The sequence below is a fragment of the Desulfobacterales bacterium genome, from assembly GCA_021647905.1.
Lineage (GTDB): Bacteria > Desulfobacterota > Desulfobulbia > Desulfobulbales > BM004 > JAKITW01.
Genome location: JAKITW010000056.1, coordinates 1 through 19,950 on the forward strand (window position 1 = coordinate 1; position 19,950 = coordinate 19,950).

The following is a 19,950-nucleotide window of genomic DNA, read 5'->3' on the forward strand; positions in this document are numbered from 1 at the left end:
CTGCCGAAGTTGTTTCAATTTCCGCTTTTGCCGTCACGGCTGCGGCTCAGGGTCCGCTACACCGTTCGCTATAAGAAAACCCCTTTCCCGGTCCAACCTCAAACGTACGGGGTTTACCGAAACCTTAGGAATAACGAATTTCGAATGTTGAAGTATTTTTTTGCTTCCACTCCCACGGTTCATTAGTCATTATTTTTCCCTGCCCCCTGCCCCCTGATCCCTATATCCTCAACATCCGGTCCAGGGCGATTCTGGCCAACTCGGCGGTCTGGTGGTCAACAATGATCCGGTTGACCGTTGTGCCGGCAACAAGATTGTCCAGGACCCAGAGCAGATAGCCGGGCTTGATCCGGTACATGGTGGAGCAGAGGCACTGGAACGGTGCCAGGGAATGGATCGATTTGTCCGGGTGTCGGGCCGCCAGCCGGTTGACCAGATTGATCTCGGTGCCGATGGCCCATTTGGAGCCGGCCGGGGATTCGCTCACCCGTTTGATGATCTGTTCGGTGGATCCGTAAAAGTCCGCAGCGTTGACCACCTGGTTGGTGCATTCCGGATGGACGATGACCCGCACCTCTGGATCGGTTTCCCGCCAGTGGCGAATGTGCTCGGCCCTGAACTGCATGTGTACGGTGCAGTAGCCGTCCCAGAGCAGCACCCGGGCTTTTTGCAACGCCTCCGCGCTGTTGCCGCCCAGGGGTTTGCCCCGCTGCCAGAGTACCACCTCGTCCCCGGTGATGCCCAGGGCATGGGCGGAGTTGCGGCCCAGGTGTTCGTCCGGCAAGAAAAAAATCTTATTGCCTTGTTTCAGGGCCCAGGTCAGTACCCGTTCGGCATTGGACGAGGTGCAGACCGAGCCGCCGTGCGCGCCGACAAAGGCCTTGATCCTGGCCGAGGAGTTGACATAGGTCACCGGGATACAGTCGTTGATGCCGATATCCTCCAGTTCCCGCCAGGCCCAGGATACCTCGTCGCTGGTGGCCATATCGGCCATGGGACAGCCGGCCCGCAGGTCCGGGAGCATCACGCTCTGCTCGTCGGTGGTGAGGATATCGGCGGACTCGGCCATGAAATGAACCCCGCAGAAGACGATGTAGGACCGGTCCCCGGCAACCGCGGCGTGTTTGGCCAGTTTCAGCGAATCGCCGGTCATATCGGCGAAACGGAAGACCGCCTCCTGCTGGTAATGGTGGCACAGGATCAGCAGTTGGTCGCCCAGTTCTTTTTTTCTGGCCATGATGCGGTCCGCCAGGACCTCTTGCCGTTCATCCAGGTACCTGGGGCTGATATCGATTTGTTTTAAAGAGGACATTGCGGTATAACTCCTTGCTGAAAATTGATAACCTCGTAACAAGCCGAAATGTTTCAAATGTCACTGAGTAACATCAAGATGTTGTAACGTAATACACGTCGGTTGAGCAATTTTTGCGTGACCGGCAAAATCAACCGCGGCCCGGATCGATCCGGGCCGCGGTATTTTTTTTACAAATTGTCAATGCCTGATCCGGGGAAAGATGTGCAGGCCTTTTTTAAGAGCGGCGGGGCCGGGTATCAGATGCGGGCAGCATCCTGTCGCGTTCCGGGTTCAAACCGGTTCGCGGTGTTGGCGTTGTTGTTCCCCTGAAGATAGATTCCCACCGCATCATCTCCCTTATTCGCCGAGGCTGGTGTCGTCGGCCTGACCCATGGTGTCGAAGCGGTCAACCTCTGGCGTTTTAAGGGTCTGTCTTTTCTTGCGTTGCAATTCCTTCAACTGCAGGCCCAGGGTGTCGAATGCCTCGGTTACCAATGGCCGGACCTGGCCGCCCCGTTTCTTGACCACCACCGTGTCGTTGGGGATCGACGCCACGATCAGGAATTCGTAACCTCCTCCTTTGTGGTGTTTGGTGCCTTCGACCGTGGTCCGCAGGTGATGGACCAGGCCCGGATGGTGCCGATGCAGTCTTACTTTTTCCTGTTCGATTTTTTCCCGCCACGTCTTGCGCATTTCGATGTTACGGGCTTCAATCTGTAGTTCCATGGTTGCCTCCATTGACGAAGATTATCATGTCGCCTGGACGGGTCCGTCCACAAGGGATACTGCCCTGTTTCTACTGTACCATAAAACCGGTTGATAACCTAGTTCTCTCCTGGCTGGGACAAGAAAAAAACATCAGGGTAATATCCTGTCAACCAGTTGATGTGACGGGAAAAACTCCGGCCGCTACCGGCTGCTTGCGGACCGGTCCCACGATGACCGGCCCGTTCCAGGATATGGTGACGATGAACTTTAATTGCTTGGCAAGCCACGAAAAAAAGACTATAGAGTACGGGTTTCCGATTAAACAGGTAAATGATCGCCAACCCATGCCCTGGGATGAAGAAGGACATATGCTGGTAAAGGACATTCTCAACACCAATAAGATATCCATGAGCTTCGAGTTTTTTCCGCCCAAGCAGGCGGAGGACTGGGAAAAACTCTTTGCAACCATCTCCGACCTGATTCCACTGGCTCCGGCCTATGTGAGCGTGACCTACGGCGCCGGCGGCTCCACCCGCGACCGGACCCATAACCTGGTGGTGCGGATCCAGAAAGAGACTGATCTGACCGTGGTCTCCCATCTCACCTGCGTTGGTTCCACCCGGGACGAGATCCGGACGATTCTGGAGAACTATGCCAGGAACGGGGTGGAAAATATCCTGGCCTTAAGGGGCGACCTGCCCAAGGGTGAGAAGGAGTGGCGCCAGCCGGAAAACGGCTTTGCCTATGCCGCTGACCTGGTGGCCTTTATCAAGGAACAGTTTCCCCGCATGGGCGTTGGGGTGGCCGGATTTCCCGAGGGCCATCCCGAGACCCAGAACCGGTTGAAGGAGATCGAATATCTTAAGGCAAAGGTCGATGCCGGGGCCGATTATATCGTCAGCCAGCTTTTTTTCGACAACCGGGATTTCTACGATTTCCGCGAGCGGTGCGAATTGGCCGGGATCCATGTGCCGATCATTGCCGGCATCATGCCGATCAGCACCAGGCGCGGGATGATCCGGATGGCCGAACTGGCCGAGGGGGCCCGATTCCCGGCCCGGCTGCTCAAGGCGGTGGACCGGGCTGAAAGCGACGACTATGTTGAAAAGGTGGGGGTGCACTGGGCCACCGAGCAGGTGCGGGACCTCATTGACAACAATGTGCGGGGCATTCATTTCTATACCCTGAACAGCTCCCGGGCCTCACTGCGGCTGTATGAGTCCCTGGGCATCAGCTCCTCTGAACAACTTTTTATATGAGCGTCGCCCCGGGCGAAGCTCTGTGTTTGGGGAGATTTTCATTGTTGGTTGTGGCCGCGGCCTGAAATATGGTCCAGCCATGCTGGTTTATATGAGCGTCCGGCAGAGCGCCGGCCGTCCCGGATGGTCACCCCTTTTTCTTTTCCGGACCGGTTTGCCGGCCCGGAAAATCTCCTGTCTTTAAGGCCGTGGGTCTTGGGACAATCCTTGATGTGTTAATAGATGAAATTCAGCGAACTTGAACTTAAACCGGAAGTGATGCGGGCGGTGACCAGGATGGGTTATACCGACCTGACCCCGATCCAGGAACAGACCTTTGCCCTGATCCGGGCGGGACGGGACATCATGGCCCTGGCCGAGACCGGTTCCGGCAAGACCAGCGCCTGCGGCATCCCCCTGGCCGAGATGGTCGATCCGCACGGGCCCGGCATCCAGGCCCTGATCCTGGTGCCGACCCGCGAGCTTGCCCTGCAGTATGTGGACGAGCTTGATCTCATCGGCAGGCGTACCGGAATTTCGCCCTTTGCCATCTACGGCGGTTTTTCAATGAACATCCAGAAGGCCAAGCTGGCCGACGGGGTCCAGATCCTGGTGGCCACCCCGGGCCGGCTGATCGACCATCTCTACAACAGCGATCTCACCCTTGAGTCGGTCCGCACCGTGGTCCTGGACGAGGCCGATGAGATGCTGAAAATGGGGTTTGTCGAGGATGTCCGTTTCATCCTCTCCTGTATCGTGGCCGAGCACCAGACCCTGCTCTTTTCCGCGACCATGCCCGATGAAGTGGATGATCTGGCCAACACCTTTCTGCGTGATCCGGTCCGGATCCAGTTGAACCGCGAGGAGGTCTCACCCCAGTCGATTACCCACCGTTTCCGGCTGCTGGCCGACAAGGAACGGCTGCCGGTCCTGAAACAGTACCTGGCAGAGGAAAATCCCCGCCAGGTAATCATCTTCTGCAACTCCAAACGCAACGTCGAGTTGCTCTTCCGTAAGCTGAAGAATTCGGTGGAGTCCCTGGAGTATATCCACGGCGGCCTTGATCAGAGTAAGCGGACCTCGATCTTCAACCGTTTCAAGCGGGGCAAGACCAGGGTGATGATCGCCACCGACGTGGCCGGCCGCGGCCTTGACTTCTCCCGGGTCAGCCATATCATTAATTATGATTTTCCGCACACGGCCGAGAACTATATCCATCGCACCGGTCGCACCGGCCGGATGGGCAATGTCGGGACGGCCATCTCCCTGGTCTCTTCAAGGGATCTGTTCATGTTGCAGCGACTCTTTAAGGAAAAACATATCCAGCCGGTATGGGACGGCCAGGCGCCTGATTTCAAGCGGATTCGCTCCGGTGGACAGCGGCGGCGGGGCCCAGGTTCCGGCCGGCCCGGCCCGCGCCGCGACCAGGGCCGCCGTTAATCGTTATTTCCCATTCTTCATGCCCAGCAGTTCAAGGACCTTGCGGTCGCCGACGGTCTTGCCGGTTTCCCGGAGATCAAGGGCCGAACGGGCCGCGCGGCAGGTGTCCTCGCCCACCAGGATTCCGTTCCGGTAGGTCTTGGTCATCTCCTGGATGCGGAACACCGCATTGACCGGGTCGCCGATCACCGTGTAGTCCATCTTCATATCAAAACCGATATTGCCCACCACCACCTCGCCGGTATGGATGCTGATGCCGATGGAAACCGAGGCGCCCAGTTCCTTGATGAAATAATCGTTGACCGCCCCCACCGCCGCCTGCATCTCCAGGGCCGCGACCACCGCGTTTTCCGCGTCCATCGAGCTTGAGGCCGGGGCCCCGAAGATGGCCAGGAAGCCGTCGCCCAGGTATTTGTCAACAATGCCGTGGTGCTTGAAGACAATGGTGCCCATTACCGAGAAGAAGTGGTTCAACAGCGACACTGTCTTCTGGGGACCGATCTGCCGGGTAAGGTCCGAGAAGCTCCGCAGGTCGATATTGAGCAGGGTCAGGGTCTTGAATTCGTCCAGCATCGCCTGGCCGGCCCCGGCCCGGGTGATCTGGTCCACCACCTCCCGGGGCACGAATTTCTGGAACACCTGCCTGATCCCCCGCTCATGCTCGGCCAGGGAGACCGTTTCCTTGTAGAGCCTCGAGTTCTCAACGGCAATGGACACCGAGGAGGAGATGGAGTGGAGCAGGGCCTTGTCGTTGTCGTCAAAACCGTTGCTGGTCTTGTTGAGTACCTCGATCACCCCGACCACCTGGCCCTGGGAGATGATCGGCACGCAGAGAGCGGAAGTGGTGGTGAATCTGGCGACCTTGTCGATCTCAGGCGAGAAGTGGCTGGATTTTCCGGTATCGTTGACCAGCATTGACTCGCCCCGGGCCGCCACCGAGCCGGCGATCCCCTCTCCCAGTTTGAGGCGGAGGGATTTGAGCGCCTCCACGTCGATGTTGAAGCCCGAGGCCAGCTTGAGTTCATTGTCCTCCAGGAGAAAGAGCACCCCGGCCTCGACATCCATACTCTCCCGGATCATCTCCATGGTGTACTGAAGCACCTTGCTGATGTCAAAGGTGGATGAGGCCAGGGCGTCGCCGATCTGCCGGATGGTCTTCATCTCCTGGTCCCGCTTGATCACCGCGGCGGTCAGCTGGTTGTGCCGGAGGGCCAGCGAGAGGACATTGGCGGTCCATTCGAGCAGAAGGCGGTTGTCGCGCAGGAGTTGGGCCTCCGGGGCGGCCAGGACCAGGACCCCGTGGCCCCTGCCGTTGATCGACAGCGGGACGATCAGGCCGGATGTCTTTCCATCCTTGCCGTGGAAGAGTTGCTTGTCCGCATTGCCGGTCAGTTGGCTGGTGTCGTCGATGATCAGCATTGATTCCTGGCGCAGCACCGTGTCGATGATCGAGCCTTGGGCGGAATGGGTGGAGCCGACGGCAATGTCCGTGGGGGTGGTGGCCAGCATGTCGCTTACCGTGAAGCCGTGCCGCCGGTCTTGGGCGCGGAGCAGCACCAGGGCCAGGGAGAAGGGAACGATCTGCCGGAGTTCGTTCAGGATGGTGTGGAGCAACTCACTGCCCCTGAGGCTGGAGCCCAGCACCTTGAAGACCTTGTCGACAAAGGCGCGGTTGCGGCGGTTCTGTTCAAGTTGTTGCAGAAGACGGATGTTCTCATAGGTAAAGGCGGCATTGCTCAACAGCGGGATCAGCGCCTCCACGTCCTCGTTTTTGAAGGGGGCGGCCTCCTGCTTGCGGGAGATGGTGAGTACGCCGATGATATCGTTGATGGTCTTGATCGGCAGGCAGATGAACGACTTGGTGGCATAGCCGGGCCGGTTGCTTCTGCCGAAGCGGGTGTCTTTCTCAATGTCCTCGATGACCAGGGGCGATTTGTTGATCACCGCATATTTGGCAATGCTCTTGTCAAAATCAAGGCGATCGCCGATTTTGACCCGTTCGCCCAGCCCGATACTCGCCTTGACCACAAAGGATTTGGGCTCGGTCTTGTCGATGATCATCACCGAGCCGATGTCGGAGTTGGTAAGCAGCAGGGCCCGTTCCAGGGTGACGTAGAGGATCTCGGCGGGGTCCAGGGTAACGTAGCAGAGGTCGGCAAGCTCCTTGAGGATGGATACCTCTGAGGATTTTTCCTCCAGTCTTCCGGTGATGTTCACCAGTCGTGCTTCAATGGAGTTGACCGAGGAGATGATCCGTTGCAGCTCGCTGTCTTCCTCTTCATCCGGAAGATCGAAGAGGGGTTCGTCGGCATCGGCCTCGATTTTGCCGATCCGGGCGGAGAGTTCGGTGGAAATATTGATGATCCGGTCAAAGAGCTTGCGCAGGGCGGTGAAGCCGATCAGGGCGAAGAACAGGACCAGGAGTACAAAAGGGACCAGCAGCGGGTCAGTGAGAAAATCATAGCGCCAGGCATAGTAGACAAAGACCAGTACCGGGTAGAGAAAAATGAGCCAGAACAGGACGTTAAGCCGATAATAGAGGCTCGTCTTTTCCAGGGAGATTTCAGGCAGCCATTTTATCGGGGTCATCGGGGTGTACTCGCTTAAGCTGTAATGGGGATGGAAAGGCGGTCAAATCCCCGGAGTCGGGCCTGCCGCGTTTGCATTTTGGAAGCAACATAGCCTGATTATTCTGATAATGCCAGAAGATGTGGCCCCTGCCGCTGTTGGCGCACCAGCCCTTTTCCCGGATTCTCAACTGTTTGACTTTCACCATGATTCCAGTTTAGATGTTCAAATGAGGGAAGCAGACCTGTTTCTTACCGGTGATATCGGCGGCACCAAGACGGCCCTGGCCGTGGTCTCGACAACAATAGGACCCCGGGAGCCGGTGGTGACCGAGACCTTTGTCAGCACTGAATATCCGGACCTTGAAAGCGTGGCCGCCCCCTTTCTTGCCCAGGTCGGACTGTCAGTGGGCCACGCCTGTTTCGGGGTGGCCGGGCCGGTGGCGGGGGAGCGGGCCGATATCACCAATCTGCCGTGGCGGATCGATGCCCGCCGGCTTGCAGCCACGTTGCGGATTCCAAGGGTCCGGTTGATCAACGATCTGGCGGCCACTGCCCAGGCAATACCTTTTCTGGTACCCAGCGACCTGATGCCCTTGAGCCGCGGCCAGGGTGACCCCCGGGGGGCCATGGCGGTGATCGCCCCGGGCACCGGCCTGGGCGAGGCCTTCCTTACCCGCACCCACGCCGGGTGGCAGGTGCACGGTTCCGAGGGCGGTCATGCGGATTTCTCGCCCATCTCGGTGGTGGAGGTGGAACTCTTGCGCCATCTCCAGACCCGGTTCGAGCATGTCAGTTTCGAGCATCTCTGTTCCGGCCGCGGTCTGGCCAATATATACGGGTTCTTCAAGACGAGCGGTATCTATCCCGAGCCGGACTGGCTGACCGCCGCGCTTGAGGCGGCCGCTGATCCGGCCCCGGTGATCGTTGCCAGTGCCCTTGATCTGGAAAAAGAGTGCCCGATCTGCACTGCCACCCTGGAGCTTTTTGCAACCATCCTGGCGGCCGAGGCCGGCAATCTCTGTCTCAAGGTGCTGGCAACCGGCGGGGTCTTTCTGGCTGGCGGCATCCTGCCCCGGATTCTGCCCTTGCTGCAAACACCCCGCTTTCTCGAAACCTTTCGGAGCAAGGGAAAGATGACCGCCCTGCTCGGCCGGGTGCCGTTGCAGATCATCACCAATCCCCGGGCCGCCCTGCTGGGCGCGGCCTATTATGGAATGGACGCGGAGCGGGCGGGTGCGGAATAATCTCGGCCCGAAGATCGCGCTGGTACTGGCCATTGGTGTGCTGGTGGCGGTTTTCCATATCTTTGACCTGGGCCAGTATCTCACCCTCTCTTTTCTCAAGGAGTCCCAGCAGCGATTCGCCGATCTCTACGCATCCCACCGGGTTCCGGTGGTTGCCGGATATATGGTGATCTATATCGTGGTCACCGGGCTGTCCCTGCCCGGGGCGGCAATCATGACCCTGGCCGGCGGCGCCCTGTTCGGTCTCCGGGTCGGTACGCTGGCGGTCTCCTTTGCCAGCACCATCGGCGCGACGCTTGCCTGTCTGGTGTCCCGTTTTCTTCTGCGTGAGTGGGTACAGGAGAAATTCGGTGACAAACTGGGTCCTGTTAATGCCGGGATCGACAAGGAGGGCGGCTTCTATCTCTTCACCCTGCGGCTGGTGCCGATCTTTCCCTTCTTTGTGATCAACATGGCCATGGGGATTACCCGGATGCCGCTTTTCACCTATTACTGGGTGTCCCAGCTGGGGATGCTGCCGGCCACCCTGGTCTTTGTCAACGCGGGCAGGGAACTGGGCCGGATCGACTCCCTGTCCGGCATTCTTTCGCCAAGGCTGATCATCTCCTTTGTGATCCTCGGGCTTTTTCCGGTTACGGTCAAGAAGCTGCTGGCCCTGTACACCACCCGCCGGCAGTTGGAAAAGTAAACCAGGACTCACTTGTCCCAGTTAAGGTTAAAGCCCCCGCCTTCAGGCGGGTAGATTTATCCCTTCCAATGGAAACCGGTTTGAAGGGAAGAGTTTTTTACTTCGTGCTCGTGAACGTGCTCGTGAACGTGCTCGTGAACGTAAACGTAAACGTGATCGAGACAAGAAAAGAATAAATATGTTGCGAGCAAGCAGGATGGATTATCAAGGAGAGTCCGATAAATGGACTTGTCGTTCGCCAAAGGCACTTATGTTCGTGTACGAGTACGTTCACGAGCACGAGCACGTCAAAAACGGGTCTGTGACCCGTATCCCGATTTTCAGTCGTTAAGTTAACCCAACGTCTTCAGACGGTGGTTGTTAAGTTGCGGGTAACTCGTCACGGGATATATATCAAGGGTAAGCGCTGAGGTGAGAGCCGCCCGCTGGCCGATTCCTGCCCGGCTGATAACAGCTGGTGGAAAAAAGTGAAAAGTACGCCTTGCACCGGACAGGAACTTGGTGTATATCGCTGTTTCCCGGGAGCGGGAGCAAATATCGTAAAGATAACCAGGCAAGCAGATGAAGATCAAGGATAACCCGGAAACCATCTTGCCGGGATGAACTTTAACCAAGAGGGACCGGTATGTTGAACAGGGAAGAGTACACGCTCTACAGCGGGGGCCTGAAAGGCGCGGAGAGCGCATTCGGCCGGGCGGCGGAGAAGTGGGGGATCAAGGAGGTCACCTACTCTTTTGTCGACCATAAGATCGAACGTGACAGGAACGTGGTACTCCTGTCCGGGGAGGAACTGCAGCGCGGCGATATCAGCATGGAACTGGTCTCCAAGATGATGGGCCGGACCTACTACGAAACCAACAAGATCCGCAAGGTGCTGCAGACCATTTTTCATATGGTCAACAGCGGCCACCAGGTGTTCGTGGTGGGCACGATTCTCGAGGACAACACGGTCAAGGGCGGCACCGGTTGGGCCGTGGAACTGGCCAAGCTCTTCAACCGGCCGCTTTCCGTTTTTGACCAGAAGCAGGCGGCCTGGTATGTCTGGGAGAACGGCGGCTGGCGGAAAGAGGATGGGCCCCGGATCACCCATTCGACCTTTGTCGGTTCCGGTACCCGGCACCTTACCGGCGAGGGCAGGCAGGCCATTGAGCAGCTCTTCGGCGACAGCTTCGGCGCGGCCTGATTTCTTTATTTTTCAGAAGGGACTGGAAAACCGGGGCCGGCCTTGTTGCCGGCCCCGGTTTTTTTATGGGGTGCCGGCAGAAGGGCCAGGGGGTAGGGGTGAACTCGTACGGGCTGAGTATCCCCCGAGGGCGACAAATTGTAAGCATTTACCAGTGCCACGGATTCGTGCAAGCGTAAGATTTCGATAAACCCCGTACGGTTGAGGTTGGACCGGGAAAGGGGTTTTCTTATAGCGAACGGTGTAGCGGACCCTGAGCCGCAGCCGTGACGGCAAAAGCGGAATTTGAAAAAACTTCGGCAGGATATGCTTATGGCTTCCGAATCGCCGTTGCGGCGAAGCGAGTTCCTGCTTGATAGCCTGTTTATGAACAGCCGGCCCTTTTCAATGGAGCGGCCGTTGGTAGAAGAAGACCCCTTTCCCGACAGGAGGGGGTTACTGAATGTTTACGTGCAAGCAGGCCGGTGACAGTTGATGAACTCGCAACAACCCGCTCGACCCAACCTGTTTGACGATCGCGGGTAAAGATGACTTTTTGCGATCGGCGAACAGGTTGATGGAGCAGGTTTTTCTGCCCAGAAAAACCACCAGATCCCCCCCCCACTCATAGTAAAATACCAGGCATGACCTAGTATTCTGCCATAATATGCTAGTAGTTTACTAGGATATCCCTATCAGTTAGTCAAAAATATGCATTGCAGAATAACAGTAATTTTCATGCTGTTGTGTGAAGATTACTACTAGTTTTTAACTAGTAGTAATTTAGTATTTTACTAGGGTTGTATCTTTTTTAATTATCTTATAGACTACCGCATCAAGTTAACAGGTTGTCTGATTAATAAAATAGTAATCATCATCATCATGATTGATATTCACTGCCATATCCTGCCCGAGATTGATGATGGCGCCATGTCTATTGATGAGTCGTTGGAAATGGCGGAACAGGCGGTTGACAATGGGATTGAAGAGATCGTGGCAACGCCGCATGCCGGAAACGGCGTTTATTTAAATAACCTGGAAAAGACAACCCGCCTGGTTCAGTATTTAAACGAGCGTATCGCTGAAGCGGGAATACCCCTCAGGATTTATTCCGGGGCAGAGAATTACTTGCTTCCGCACCTTACCGATATGATCAACCTTGGTCAGGCCGCCACCTTGAACAACAGCCGATATATTCTGATTGAACTGCCGCCGACCCTTTTGCTTTCCTCGCTGAAGCAGGAGCTTTTCACCCTCCAGGTAAACGGCTATGTCCCGGTCCTGGCCCACCCGGAACGACACGGTCTGTTGATGAAAAACACCAGTACGCTTGCCGAGTTGGTTGGCCTTGGGTGCCTGTGCCAGGTGACCGCCCAGAGTCTGACCGGGGATGGTGGCGGGACAATCCAGGCCGCGGCCGACAGGATCGTGGGTAAACGGCTTGCCCAGGTAATTGCCAGTGATGCCCACTCTGCCACTGACAGAAAACCGGCCCTTAAAAAGGCGGTCAAGCGGGCTGCGGGGCTGCTGGGAAGCAAAGCCGAAGCAATGAAGATGGTGCGGGAGACCCCGGCGGCAATGTTGGCCAACCGGGTCGTCCGTCCGGCGCCCCTTGCCAGGATGCCATACCCACAACCCCGTACCCTGTCATTACATAAAAATGCGTTGTTTTCAGAGGTGTTTTCCTTTTTCGAACCAGGAAGACACCAACCAAGACACTAACCAGCATGGCTGGACCATGATTTTGGGGCCGCAGCCACAACCAACTATGAAAATCTCCCTGGACAGCGAGCTTCGTCCGGCACGACTTTCATATAAATTAAGGAACAATCTGCCGCAAATTCCAGAAAAGGAGCCCGTCATGAACAGATTGATCTGCGTGTTTTTTTTAATGCCGTTACTGGCCCTGTTTGCCGGTTCTCACCCTGCCCAGGGCATGGAGATGGCAGAGATCGAGGCCATTCAGGTCAATGCCGAACAGGCCGTGGAGCAGGCCATTGCCCAGTTGGAGACGGCCACCGCGGCCGGCAACAGGGAGGCGGTCGGCCTGGCCCTGCAGGGTCTTGAACTGGCCATGGCAAACTTTGCCCAGGTCAATGATCTGCATGACCGGGCCCTGGGAGGAGAATTGTTTGATCACGCGGCCCTGGCCAACTGTGATGCCATTGCCAACGGGTTGCGGGATATGAACAGCCGGATTGCCGCCGGCGACCTGGACGGCGCCCGGACCCTTTTCAGCGCTGCCGGCGACCTGGCCGCCCTTAATCCGCCCGCGCCGCCGATTACGGAGGAGGTTCTTGCCCAACTCGCCCCTGGTCTCCAGGAGCGGATGACAGTGGCCGTGACCCAGGCGGTGGAGACGATCGGGGGTGAGACCGCGGCCGGTGGCCCCGGTCCCGGCGGTGGTCCCGGCCCCGGCGGTGGCCCCGGCCCGGGTCCGGGTGGTGGGTTCGGATTGCTTCCAATGTTGTTGATGGGGACCCATGTTGCCAGCCCGATATGAACCGGGAAGTTGAAACAGGGGAGGGGGCGTTGTCAGGACATGTCCGCCTTTCGCCTGACCACCAGGAAAAGAGGAGTACCTTGTGAACAGTATAGCCGCCCCGACGCATGAGCCACGCCTTGCCGCGTCGGCATCCTCCCGGAGGAAATATTTTTATCCGGTAATCATTTCCTTGCTGATGACCGCCGTTCTGCAACCGGGCTGGCCGCCGGCCCCGGCCCGGGCCGGGACAGCGAAGATCATCATTTCCCCGCTGCTGGTGGTGAACCCCCGCTGGGACAGCAACTATTATAAGAGCGACACCGGCGAGCAGGCGGCCATGATCCTCCTGGTCCAGCCCGGCCTTGATCTACAGGCAGAGACCGAGAAGAGCAGCCTGTCCCTTCACTATACGCTTGACTCGTATACCTATTCCGGCCTGGACCAGAATCTCGACTTTATCGGCCATACCTTTGATCTGGCCGCGGAAACACGGACAAAGTCGGAAAATCTGACAGCAAGGTTGAGGGACACCTTTTTCAAATCCAGGGACCCGGCCTCCCTGGATCTGGTCAACAACTCCGTTTCCAAGGAAGAGTTCAATCTGAACAGTTTTGCACCCGAGGTGCTCTATCGATACGGGCTCTCATCCTTTCGCCTGGGATACACCAATGTTCTGCTTGACTATGATAATGTTGCCAAGGAAGACTCGGTTGAAAACCGTGGGACCTTTGAATGGAAATATGAGTTGGATAAAATCAATGCCGTTGGCCTCAACTATCAATACTGGCGCCGGGATTACGGTCTTACCACCAGCGACTACCGGTCCAGTCAGTTAAAGGCGGTCTACACTCATACCGGCAAATCATTTACCATCGATCTCGGCGCCGGCCGGCAGAACAGGAGCTTTGACGCCAGCAATCTGGCGGCCCGCGATTCCTTTTCCTGGAATGTTGCCGTGGACTGGAGGAGTCCGGAAAGGACCATGGTCGAACTCCGGCTGGACGGCAAGGAAAACGATCTCGGTCCGGGCAACAGCTACTACCAGGCGACAAAGCTCTCCCTGCGGGCCGACCACGCTGTTTCGGATGAGTTCACCGTGGGTTTTGCCGGATCGTTTCAGCGCAGTGACTACGAACTTTCAACCCGTGTTGACGACACCTTTGCCGTGGAAGGCGCGGTCGGCTACAAACTGACCAGATGGCTTGCCGTTGCCGTTGTGGCGGGCCATGAAAGTCGTGATTCGAACCTGGCCGGTGCTGGCTATATCAACAACTACGGTTTGCTGATGTTCCGCTTTGTTTATCCCGTCGGTTCAGGACGTTCCGGGGGGGCCTGACTAACCAAGGGGTTGTTCTTTGGTTGGTCTTTCGTGCGGGAAGCATTCGTTTTCCCGTCCATATCGCACCAACGAAAGGTAACCGTTCACCAGGGGCTACAGATTTACGGAAACCACCGGGCCGTCAATCAGGCCCGGGCGGTGAGCTTTGTTTTTCAAATAAAGGCATAGTGTTATCGAGGCTTTTGTACCCATGAAAAGCGCATCACGGTTCCTGAGCCGTATCTTCGGGTCTTCTTTCCTCTGTTATCAAGCGGCAGCAGGGAGGAATCATTCCTTGTTGCCGGGATTCATCCTCCTGTTTCTTTTTTCTGTTCTCTCCGGTCCTGGTACTGTTTCCGCCCAGGATCAGGACTATCGTTTCGGACCCCGGGATGTGATCAGGGTGTCGGTTTATGCCGGAGGCGAGGAACAGGTGAGTGCCGACCTCACTGTTTCCGCCTCCGGCCGGATTACCGTACCCATGCTGGGAACAATTGATGCCGGCGGAATGACGGTGGGCGAGTTGGAAAAGTCCCTCCATGAGACGTTTAACCGCGATTTTTTCGTTGATCCTCAGATTACGGTGGCAATCAAGGAGTACCACAGTCTGTCCTATTACATCTCCGGCTCGGTGGCCAGGCCGGGGCTCTACGAACTGACCCGGTCACCGACCATCCTGGAATTGATCGCCAAGGCCGGCGGCCTGGTGGCGCATCACGGTCAGACCGCCTATATCATGCGTGACCTGCATGACAAGGAAAAGAGCCGGCCCATTGTTCTGGAGCTGCAACCCCTGCTCTACAAGGGGGACATGACCAACAACCTGCGGCTGCGGACCGGGGATGTGATCCATATCCCCCTGGAAACAGAGGTGGACCAGGCCAGCAATTCCATCTACGTGGAAGGCGAGGTGGTAAAGCCCGGGGTCTATGCCTTCCAGCCGGGTATCACCGCTCTGGGAGCCTGCATCAAGGCCGGCGGGTTCAACAAGTATGCCGCGCCCAACCGGACCAGGATTATCCGCAAGGGCGACAACGGCCGGCAGGTCATTGAAATCAACCTTGATGAAGTTAAAAAAGGAAAGGCCCGGGACATTGAACTCATGGCCGGGGATCTGATCCACGTACCGGAGACCTGGCTGTAAGGGGGACGTTTCACGGTGTAACACCGGGGAACATAGCCTGCTTCCCAGCTCAAACAAGCATTAGCACAAAAAAATGACTGACGAAAAAATTACCGAACAGGAAATCCACCTGAGCGACTACTACCTGGTCCTGCTCAAGCACCGGTTTCTCATCCTTGCCTGCCTGGTCCTGACCGTGGCGGTCACGCTCTTTTTCACCCTGCGGATGGACCCGGTCTTCCAGTCGTCCACCACCCTGGTTATCGAGAGTCCCCAGATCACCTCGCCGTTGACCGGGGAACGGGTCGACTATCAGAGCTATTACTCCCAGAACCTGACCTTTAACACCCATTTCAAGCTGATCACCTCCCGGCCGGTGCTGGAGCGGGTGATCGACGAACTGCGGCTCGACCGGCCGGAAAACTCCGACAAACTCTCACCCTCCCCCTTTCAGGCATTACTCGCCAATGTCAAGGAGAATGTCCGCCTCCTCCTGGGCCGGGAAAAGAACGAGCTGACCCCGGAGGAGATCCGCGAACAGATCATCGAAGACCTGCGCGGGCGGATCGAGATCAAGGAGGTCAGGGACACCCGCCTGCTCCAGATCGCGGTGGAGGATACCGACCCGGTGCTGGCCCGCGACATTGCCAACACCCTGGGCCGGGCCTATATCCGGTTCGACATCACCAACCGGATGCTGGCCTCCCGCAACTCCTTTCAGACCATGCGCGATCAGTCCTATGAACTCAAGAAAAAGCTCGAGGACGCGGAACAGGACTTTCTCAAGTTCAAGCAGCGCGAGCGGCTCTTCTCCATTTCCGGCAAGCAGGAGGTGATCTCCCAGCGGATCAGCGAGTTCAGTGAACTGGCGGTCAGGAACCGCAACGAACTCCAGGAGCTATCAGTGCAACTGGGCGAACTGCAATCGCTTTCAACCGGCAACAGGCTGGACGTGGTCCGGATCCGTTCCATGATTAACAATCCGATGATCGACCGGCTCAACCAGCAGTTGATTGAATCGGAAATAGGGCTTTCCAAGCTGCGCAAGGTCTATCGCGACAAACATCCCAAGGTGGTGCAGATCCTCGGCCGGATCAGTGATACCCGTACCGAGATCCTGAATCAGCTGGACAAGGAACTGGCCAATATGAAGAACCGCCGGACCCTGCTGCTGGCCAAGGAAAAGAATCTGAGAAACAACATTGACGAACTGGAGCAGGAGGCCCTGGCCCTGAGCCGGAAGGAGGTGCGGTACACGGCCTTGCAGCGCAATGTCGACACCAGCCGGAAACTCTACGATACCCTGCTGGACAAACTGAGCGAATCGGATGTCACCGAGTCCCTGGGCGACGAGACCATCAGGGTGGTGGAAACGGCCCAGGTGGCGATCCAGCCGGTCAGGCCGAAGAAGAGGCGCAACATCCTGCTCGCCGTTGTGCTCGGCCTGTTCGGCGGCATCGGCCTGGCCTTCTTCATGGAGTACCTGGATCAGACCCTTCATACCGAGGAGGATGTCCAGCAGTACCTGGGACTGCCGGTGCTGACCGTGGTGCCGGTGGCAAGCCAGGCGGGCAAGGGTTATGGCTATTATTCCCGCAAGGGCGGGACATCATCCGGTTCCAAGGAAAAGGGTTAATCCCGCCGGCGTCCGGTAACCAAGGAAAACCCCTATGAATCTGTTTCGAAAAAACAAGCACCACGGCCGGCCCGGGCTGCCGTTGTTAAACGAGACCACCAATAAGACCCGCTATGCCGAGTCCTACCGGACCCTGCGGACCAATATTCAGTTCTCCCTGGTGGAAGAAAATTTCAGGACCCTGCTGGTCACCAGCGCCGGGGTGGGCGAGGGCAAGACCACCACTGCCGCCAATCTGGCCTATACCATCTCCCAGGCCGGCCGTTCGATCCTGGCCATTGACGCTGACCTGCGGCGGCCCACCCTTTCCACCATCTACGACACCCCCGGCGATGACACCCCCGAGAGCATCGGCCTCACCGGCCTGCTGGCCAAGGTCTTCAGCAAGCGGATAAGCGAACTGGACCCTCTTTCCTCCTCCCTCTTCGACGTGCTCCACCTGCTCAGGTTCCAGAAAAGGACCGGCCGGTTGCTGGTCCAGGACCACTCCGATCAGGTGGAATTGTTTTTTCAGGACGGCCTGCTGGTCGATCTCAACTGGCTGACCCGGCCGGCGGAGAAAAAACTCGCCGCAGTGCTGAAGGAAAACGAATACCTGGCCCCGGACCGGGTCGAGCTGGCAGTCAGGCGGCAGCAGGATACCGGCAGCCGGCTGGGCTTTGTCATCGCCAGCATGGGGCTGATGAACGAGGCGGAGTTAAAGGGCATCCTCACCATCCATGTGATGGAGGTGCTCAACAAGGTCGTTGCGATGAAGGCCGCCCTTTACACCTTCACTGACATGCCTCTGGGTGAGGTCGATTCCGGTACCGCGGGCCTGGTCGACCTCAAGGAACTCCTTGGCCGGTCCGTTGCCGGCCGGGAGGAGATGCCCCTGATCGACGGCTTTATCCGCCAGGAGGTCCGTCGGGTCGATGACAGCTATTACCTGCTGCCAACCGGGCCGATCCCGCCCAATCCCACCGAGATCCTGGGCTCGGCCCGGATGGATTTTCTCTTTGACCGCTTGAAAAAAATGTTCGATGTCCTGGTGGTGGACAGCCCGCCGCTCTTACCTGCCAGCGACGCCCTGGTCCTGGCCCCCAGGATGGACGGGGTACTGCTGGTGGTCAAGCCCGGCTTTTTGAACCGTGAGCTGGTGGCCCGGGCCGTTGACCAGCTCAGAATCGCCAAGGCCAACCTGCTCGGCGTGGTCCTCAACCAGGTGGATACCAAGCGGGAAGGATACTACAAGTACTATCATAAGTATTACGCAAGGTACTATGGCGACAAGAGCTGACCTATATCATCCTGTCCGGCCCGTAAAAGCGCCCACCCCCCTGATACGGGGCCTGGCGGTTGGACTGCTGTTTGTCCTGTTCATGGCCCTGGCCCTGCCCCTGGCCGGTTTTACCGCCGGCCGGATCTTTTATCAACTGGGCATGGGTCTGGCCGGCCAGGGCCGATTCAACCGGGCCGCAATTGCACTTGAAAAGGCGGCCCGATACCAACCCGGAGCCAGTGACATCGAGCAGGGCCTGGGCCTGGTCTACCTGCAGACGGTCCAAGGGCTGGCCGGGTCCCTGCGATACCTGATCGCGGCCCGGGCCCTTGACCACTTTCAAAGGGCCCGGACAATTAATCCCCTGGAGCCGGAAGCAGCCTACGGCCTGGCCCGGGCCGCGGAACTCACGGGAGAGCAGGGCCGGGCCACCGCCCTGGCCGCCTACCGGGAGGCCATCCGCCTCTGGCCCAGCAATCCCCTCTATCACACGGCCATGGCCAGGGAACTGGCCCACCAGGGATTAACCGGGGAACTGCTGACCACGGTCCGCACCCTGGGCCGCATCGATCCGGCCGGATATTCCCAACTGCAACGGGAGTATTACTGGTCCGAAGACATGGCTGATGCCTATGGCCAGGGGCTGGACCAGGCCATTGCCCTCCGGATCGCCCCCCGCCAGGCCCTCCAGGCCCGGGCCGGGATCCTGGCCCGGCAGGGGCGGTGGCATGAGGCCGCGGTCCTATACGAAAAAGGCCTCTTAATCGAGGAGTTTCGCAACGGTTCCCGTGAGTACTACCAATTGGCCCGGCTCCTGCTGCGTAGCGGCGAGTACCAGCAGGCCTTTAGCCGGATCATCACCGGGCTCGGCCTGAGTCAGACCCGGGAAAAGGATCTGGAAGGCCTTTATTCCACCATCCGGAAGACCGCCGGGCCCGGGCAACAGCTCTCCTTTTATCACCAGGTCCGGCGATCCTTTACGCTGTCCCACCGGCTGGAGCTGCTGATGGCCCGTACCCTGATCGATGCCGGTGAATATGCCGAGGCAGGCACGGTTCTCGCCCTGATTCTGGAGAAGAACCAGCGCCTGGCCGCCGCCCATTACTGGCTGGCCAAGATCGGCGAGCGGACCAGGGACTGGGATGTGATGGAACTGGCGGCCCAGAAGGCGGTGGTCCGGGACCCGGACAACAGCGAATACCGGATGCTCTTTTCCCGGGCCCTGAGCCGGCAGCATAAGTATACGGCCGCGGAAAAGGAGATGGACCGGGTCATCAGTCTGCGGGACCGGCCCGCGGCCTGGCATTACAGCCGCCGCGGCTGGATGCGCTGGAGACAGGGAAATTACCAGGGCGCCCTGGAGGACTGGCAGGAGGCCAACCGGCTCCAGCCCGGCAATCCCGGCTATTACGAACTGATCGGCCGGGCCTACAGGAAATTGGGCCGGGAAAAGCTGGCCATGGTCGCCTACACCTCGGCCCTGGCCCGTGACCCGGATAACGAGAAGTATAAGAAAGAATTAACCAGCATGGCTGGACCATGATTTTGGGGCCGCAGCCACAACCAACTATGAAAATCTCCCCGGACAGCGAGCTTCGTCCGGCACGATTTTCATATAAAGAACCAAGAATTAAGGCTGGCAGGCGGTAAAGCGAGACGTAAGGTTTCGGTAAACCCCGTACGTTTGAGGTTGGACCGGGAAAGGGGTTTTCTTATAGCGAACGGTGTAGCGGACCCTGAGCCGCAGCCGTGACGGCAAAAGCGGAATTTGAAACAACTTCGG

16 protein-coding genes are annotated in these 19,950 nt (G+C 58.0%); 13 read left to right on the plus strand and 3 right to left on the minus strand.

Annotation, left to right across the window (positions count from 1 at the left end):
• Positions 1 to 220: 220 nt before the first annotated feature.
• Entirely contained in the window at positions 221 to 1,312 is a 1,092-nt protein-coding gene (gene nadA, locus L3J03_09000) for a quinolinate synthase NadA (GenBank protein MCF6291111.1), read from the minus strand.
• 339 nt (positions 1,313 to 1,651) lie between these two features.
• Complete coding sequence (locus tag L3J03_09005) at positions 1,652 to 2,020, minus strand: HPF/RaiA family ribosome-associated protein (GenBank protein MCF6291112.1); 369 nt, start codon at positions 2,018 to 2,020, stop codon at positions 1,652 to 1,654.
• Positions 2,021 to 2,346: 326 nt separating this feature from the next.
• On the opposite strand from L3J03_09005, the gene metF reads away from it, so the two are divergent.
• Together metF and L3J03_09015 are read left to right on the plus strand one after the other, a co-directional pair.
• Entirely contained in the window at positions 2,347 to 3,261 is a 915-nt protein-coding gene (gene metF, locus L3J03_09010) for a methylenetetrahydrofolate reductase [NAD(P)H] (GenBank protein MCF6291113.1), read from the plus strand.
• Between the two features lie 222 nt (positions 3,262 to 3,483).
• Entirely contained in the window at positions 3,484 to 4,680 is a 1,197-nt protein-coding gene (locus L3J03_09015; GenBank protein MCF6291114.1) for a DEAD/DEAH box helicase, read from the plus strand.
• A 3-nt stretch (positions 4,681 to 4,683) separates the two neighbouring features.
• On the opposite strand, the gene L3J03_09020 is transcribed toward L3J03_09015, so the two are convergent.
• On the minus strand, positions 4,684 to 7,269 hold the full coding sequence (locus L3J03_09020) for a GAF domain-containing protein (protein ID MCF6291115.1): 2,586 nt from the start codon (positions 7,267 to 7,269) through the stop codon (positions 4,684 to 4,686).
• A gap of 208 nt (positions 7,270 to 7,477) precedes the next feature.
• Here L3J03_09020 and glk point away from each other — a divergent pair, with 208 nt between their 5' ends.
• From glk to L3J03_09075, 11 genes are all read left to right on the plus strand, one after another.
• Positions 7,478 to 8,494 carry a glucokinase gene (glk, locus tag L3J03_09025; protein MCF6291116.1) on the plus strand — a complete coding sequence of 339 codons (1,017 nt, stop codon included), beginning with the start codon at positions 7,478 to 7,480 and terminating at the stop codon, positions 8,492 to 8,494.
• Complete coding sequence (locus tag L3J03_09030; protein MCF6291117.1) at positions 8,484 to 9,182, plus strand: TVP38/TMEM64 family protein; 699 nt, start codon at positions 8,484 to 8,486, stop codon at positions 9,180 to 9,182. Before glk ends, L3J03_09030 begins: the two co-directional genes overlap by 11 nt.
• Before the next feature lie 625 nt (positions 9,183 to 9,807).
• Positions 9,808 to 10,365 carry a hypothetical protein gene (locus L3J03_09035; protein MCF6291118.1) on the plus strand — a complete coding sequence of 186 codons (558 nt, stop codon included), beginning with the start codon at positions 9,808 to 9,810 and terminating at the stop codon, positions 10,363 to 10,365.
• Positions 10,366 to 10,677: 312 nt separating this feature from the next.
• A complete protein-coding gene (locus L3J03_09040; GenBank protein MCF6291119.1) occupies positions 10,678 to 10,833 on the plus strand; it encodes a hypothetical protein in 156 nt (51 codons plus the stop codon).
• Between the two features lie 393 nt (positions 10,834 to 11,226).
• Positions 11,227 to 12,066: a hypothetical protein gene (locus L3J03_09045; GenBank protein MCF6291120.1), complete on the plus strand. Its 840-nt coding sequence runs from the start codon at positions 11,227 to 11,229 to the stop codon at positions 12,064 to 12,066.
• A 139-nt stretch (positions 12,067 to 12,205) separates the two neighbouring features.
• On the plus strand, positions 12,206 to 12,847 hold the full coding sequence (locus L3J03_09050) for a hypothetical protein (protein ID MCF6291121.1): 642 nt from the start codon (positions 12,206 to 12,208) through the stop codon (positions 12,845 to 12,847).
• Between the two features lie 82 nt (positions 12,848 to 12,929).
• Positions 12,930 to 14,165: an outer membrane beta-barrel protein gene (locus L3J03_09055; protein ID MCF6291122.1), complete on the plus strand. Its 1,236-nt coding sequence runs from the start codon at positions 12,930 to 12,932 to the stop codon at positions 14,163 to 14,165.
• Between the two features lie 193 nt (positions 14,166 to 14,358).
• Positions 14,359 to 15,291, plus strand: coding sequence for a polysaccharide biosynthesis/export family protein (locus L3J03_09060; protein MCF6291123.1), 933 nt, complete (start codon positions 14,359 to 14,361; stop codon positions 15,289 to 15,291).
• 73 nt (positions 15,292 to 15,364) lie between these two features.
• The gene (locus L3J03_09065; protein MCF6291124.1) at positions 15,365 to 16,906 is read left to right on the plus strand and encodes a GumC family protein; all 1,542 of its coding nucleotides are present in this window, start codon (positions 15,365 to 15,367) and stop codon (positions 16,904 to 16,906) included.
• A 34-nt stretch (positions 16,907 to 16,940) separates the two neighbouring features.
• Entirely contained in the window at positions 16,941 to 18,185 is a 1,245-nt protein-coding gene (locus tag L3J03_09070) for a CpsD/CapB family tyrosine-protein kinase (GenBank protein ID MCF6291125.1), read from the plus strand.
• Positions 18,169 to 19,710: a tetratricopeptide repeat protein gene (locus tag L3J03_09075; GenBank protein ID MCF6291126.1), complete on the plus strand. Its 1,542-nt coding sequence runs from the start codon at positions 18,169 to 18,171 to the stop codon at positions 19,708 to 19,710. Before L3J03_09070 ends, L3J03_09075 begins: the two co-directional genes overlap by 17 nt.
• Positions 19,711 to 19,950 lie beyond the last annotated feature (240 nt).

Excerpts from the sequence above, each read along its gene's own strand:
- nadA (MCF6291111.1), bottom strand. The coding sequence starts at position 1,312 with ATGTCCTCTTTAAAACAAATCGATATCAGCCCCAGGTACCTGGATGAA.
- L3J03_09005 (MCF6291112.1), bottom strand. The coding sequence starts at position 2,020 with ATGGAACTACAGATTGAAGCCCGTAACATCGAAATGCGCAAGACGTGG.
- metF (MCF6291113.1), top strand. The coding sequence starts at position 2,347 with ATGCCCTGGGATGAAGAAGGACATATGCTGGTAAAGGACATTCTCAAC.
- L3J03_09015 (MCF6291114.1), top strand. The coding sequence starts at position 3,484 with ATGAAATTCAGCGAACTTGAACTTAAACCGGAAGTGATGCGGGCGGTG.
- L3J03_09020 (MCF6291115.1), bottom strand. The coding sequence starts at position 7,269 with ATGACCCCGATAAAATGGCTGCCTGAAATCTCCCTGGAAAAGACGAGC.
- glk (MCF6291116.1), top strand. The coding sequence starts at position 7,478 with ATGAGGGAAGCAGACCTGTTTCTTACCGGTGATATCGGCGGCACCAAG.
- L3J03_09035 (MCF6291118.1), top strand. The coding sequence starts at position 9,808 with ATGTTGAACAGGGAAGAGTACACGCTCTACAGCGGGGGCCTGAAAGGC.
- L3J03_09040 (MCF6291119.1), top strand. The coding sequence starts at position 10,678 with ATGGCTTCCGAATCGCCGTTGCGGCGAAGCGAGTTCCTGCTTGATAGC.
- L3J03_09045 (MCF6291120.1), top strand. The coding sequence starts at position 11,227 with ATGATTGATATTCACTGCCATATCCTGCCCGAGATTGATGATGGCGCC.
- L3J03_09050 (MCF6291121.1), top strand. The coding sequence starts at position 12,206 with ATGAACAGATTGATCTGCGTGTTTTTTTTAATGCCGTTACTGGCCCTG.
- L3J03_09060 (MCF6291123.1), top strand. The coding sequence starts at position 14,359 with ATGAAAAGCGCATCACGGTTCCTGAGCCGTATCTTCGGGTCTTCTTTC.
- L3J03_09065 (MCF6291124.1), top strand. The coding sequence starts at position 15,365 with ATGACTGACGAAAAAATTACCGAACAGGAAATCCACCTGAGCGACTAC.
- L3J03_09070 (MCF6291125.1), top strand. The coding sequence starts at position 16,941 with ATGAATCTGTTTCGAAAAAACAAGCACCACGGCCGGCCCGGGCTGCCG.
- L3J03_09075 (MCF6291126.1), top strand. The coding sequence starts at position 18,169 with ATGGCGACAAGAGCTGACCTATATCATCCTGTCCGGCCCGTAAAAGCG.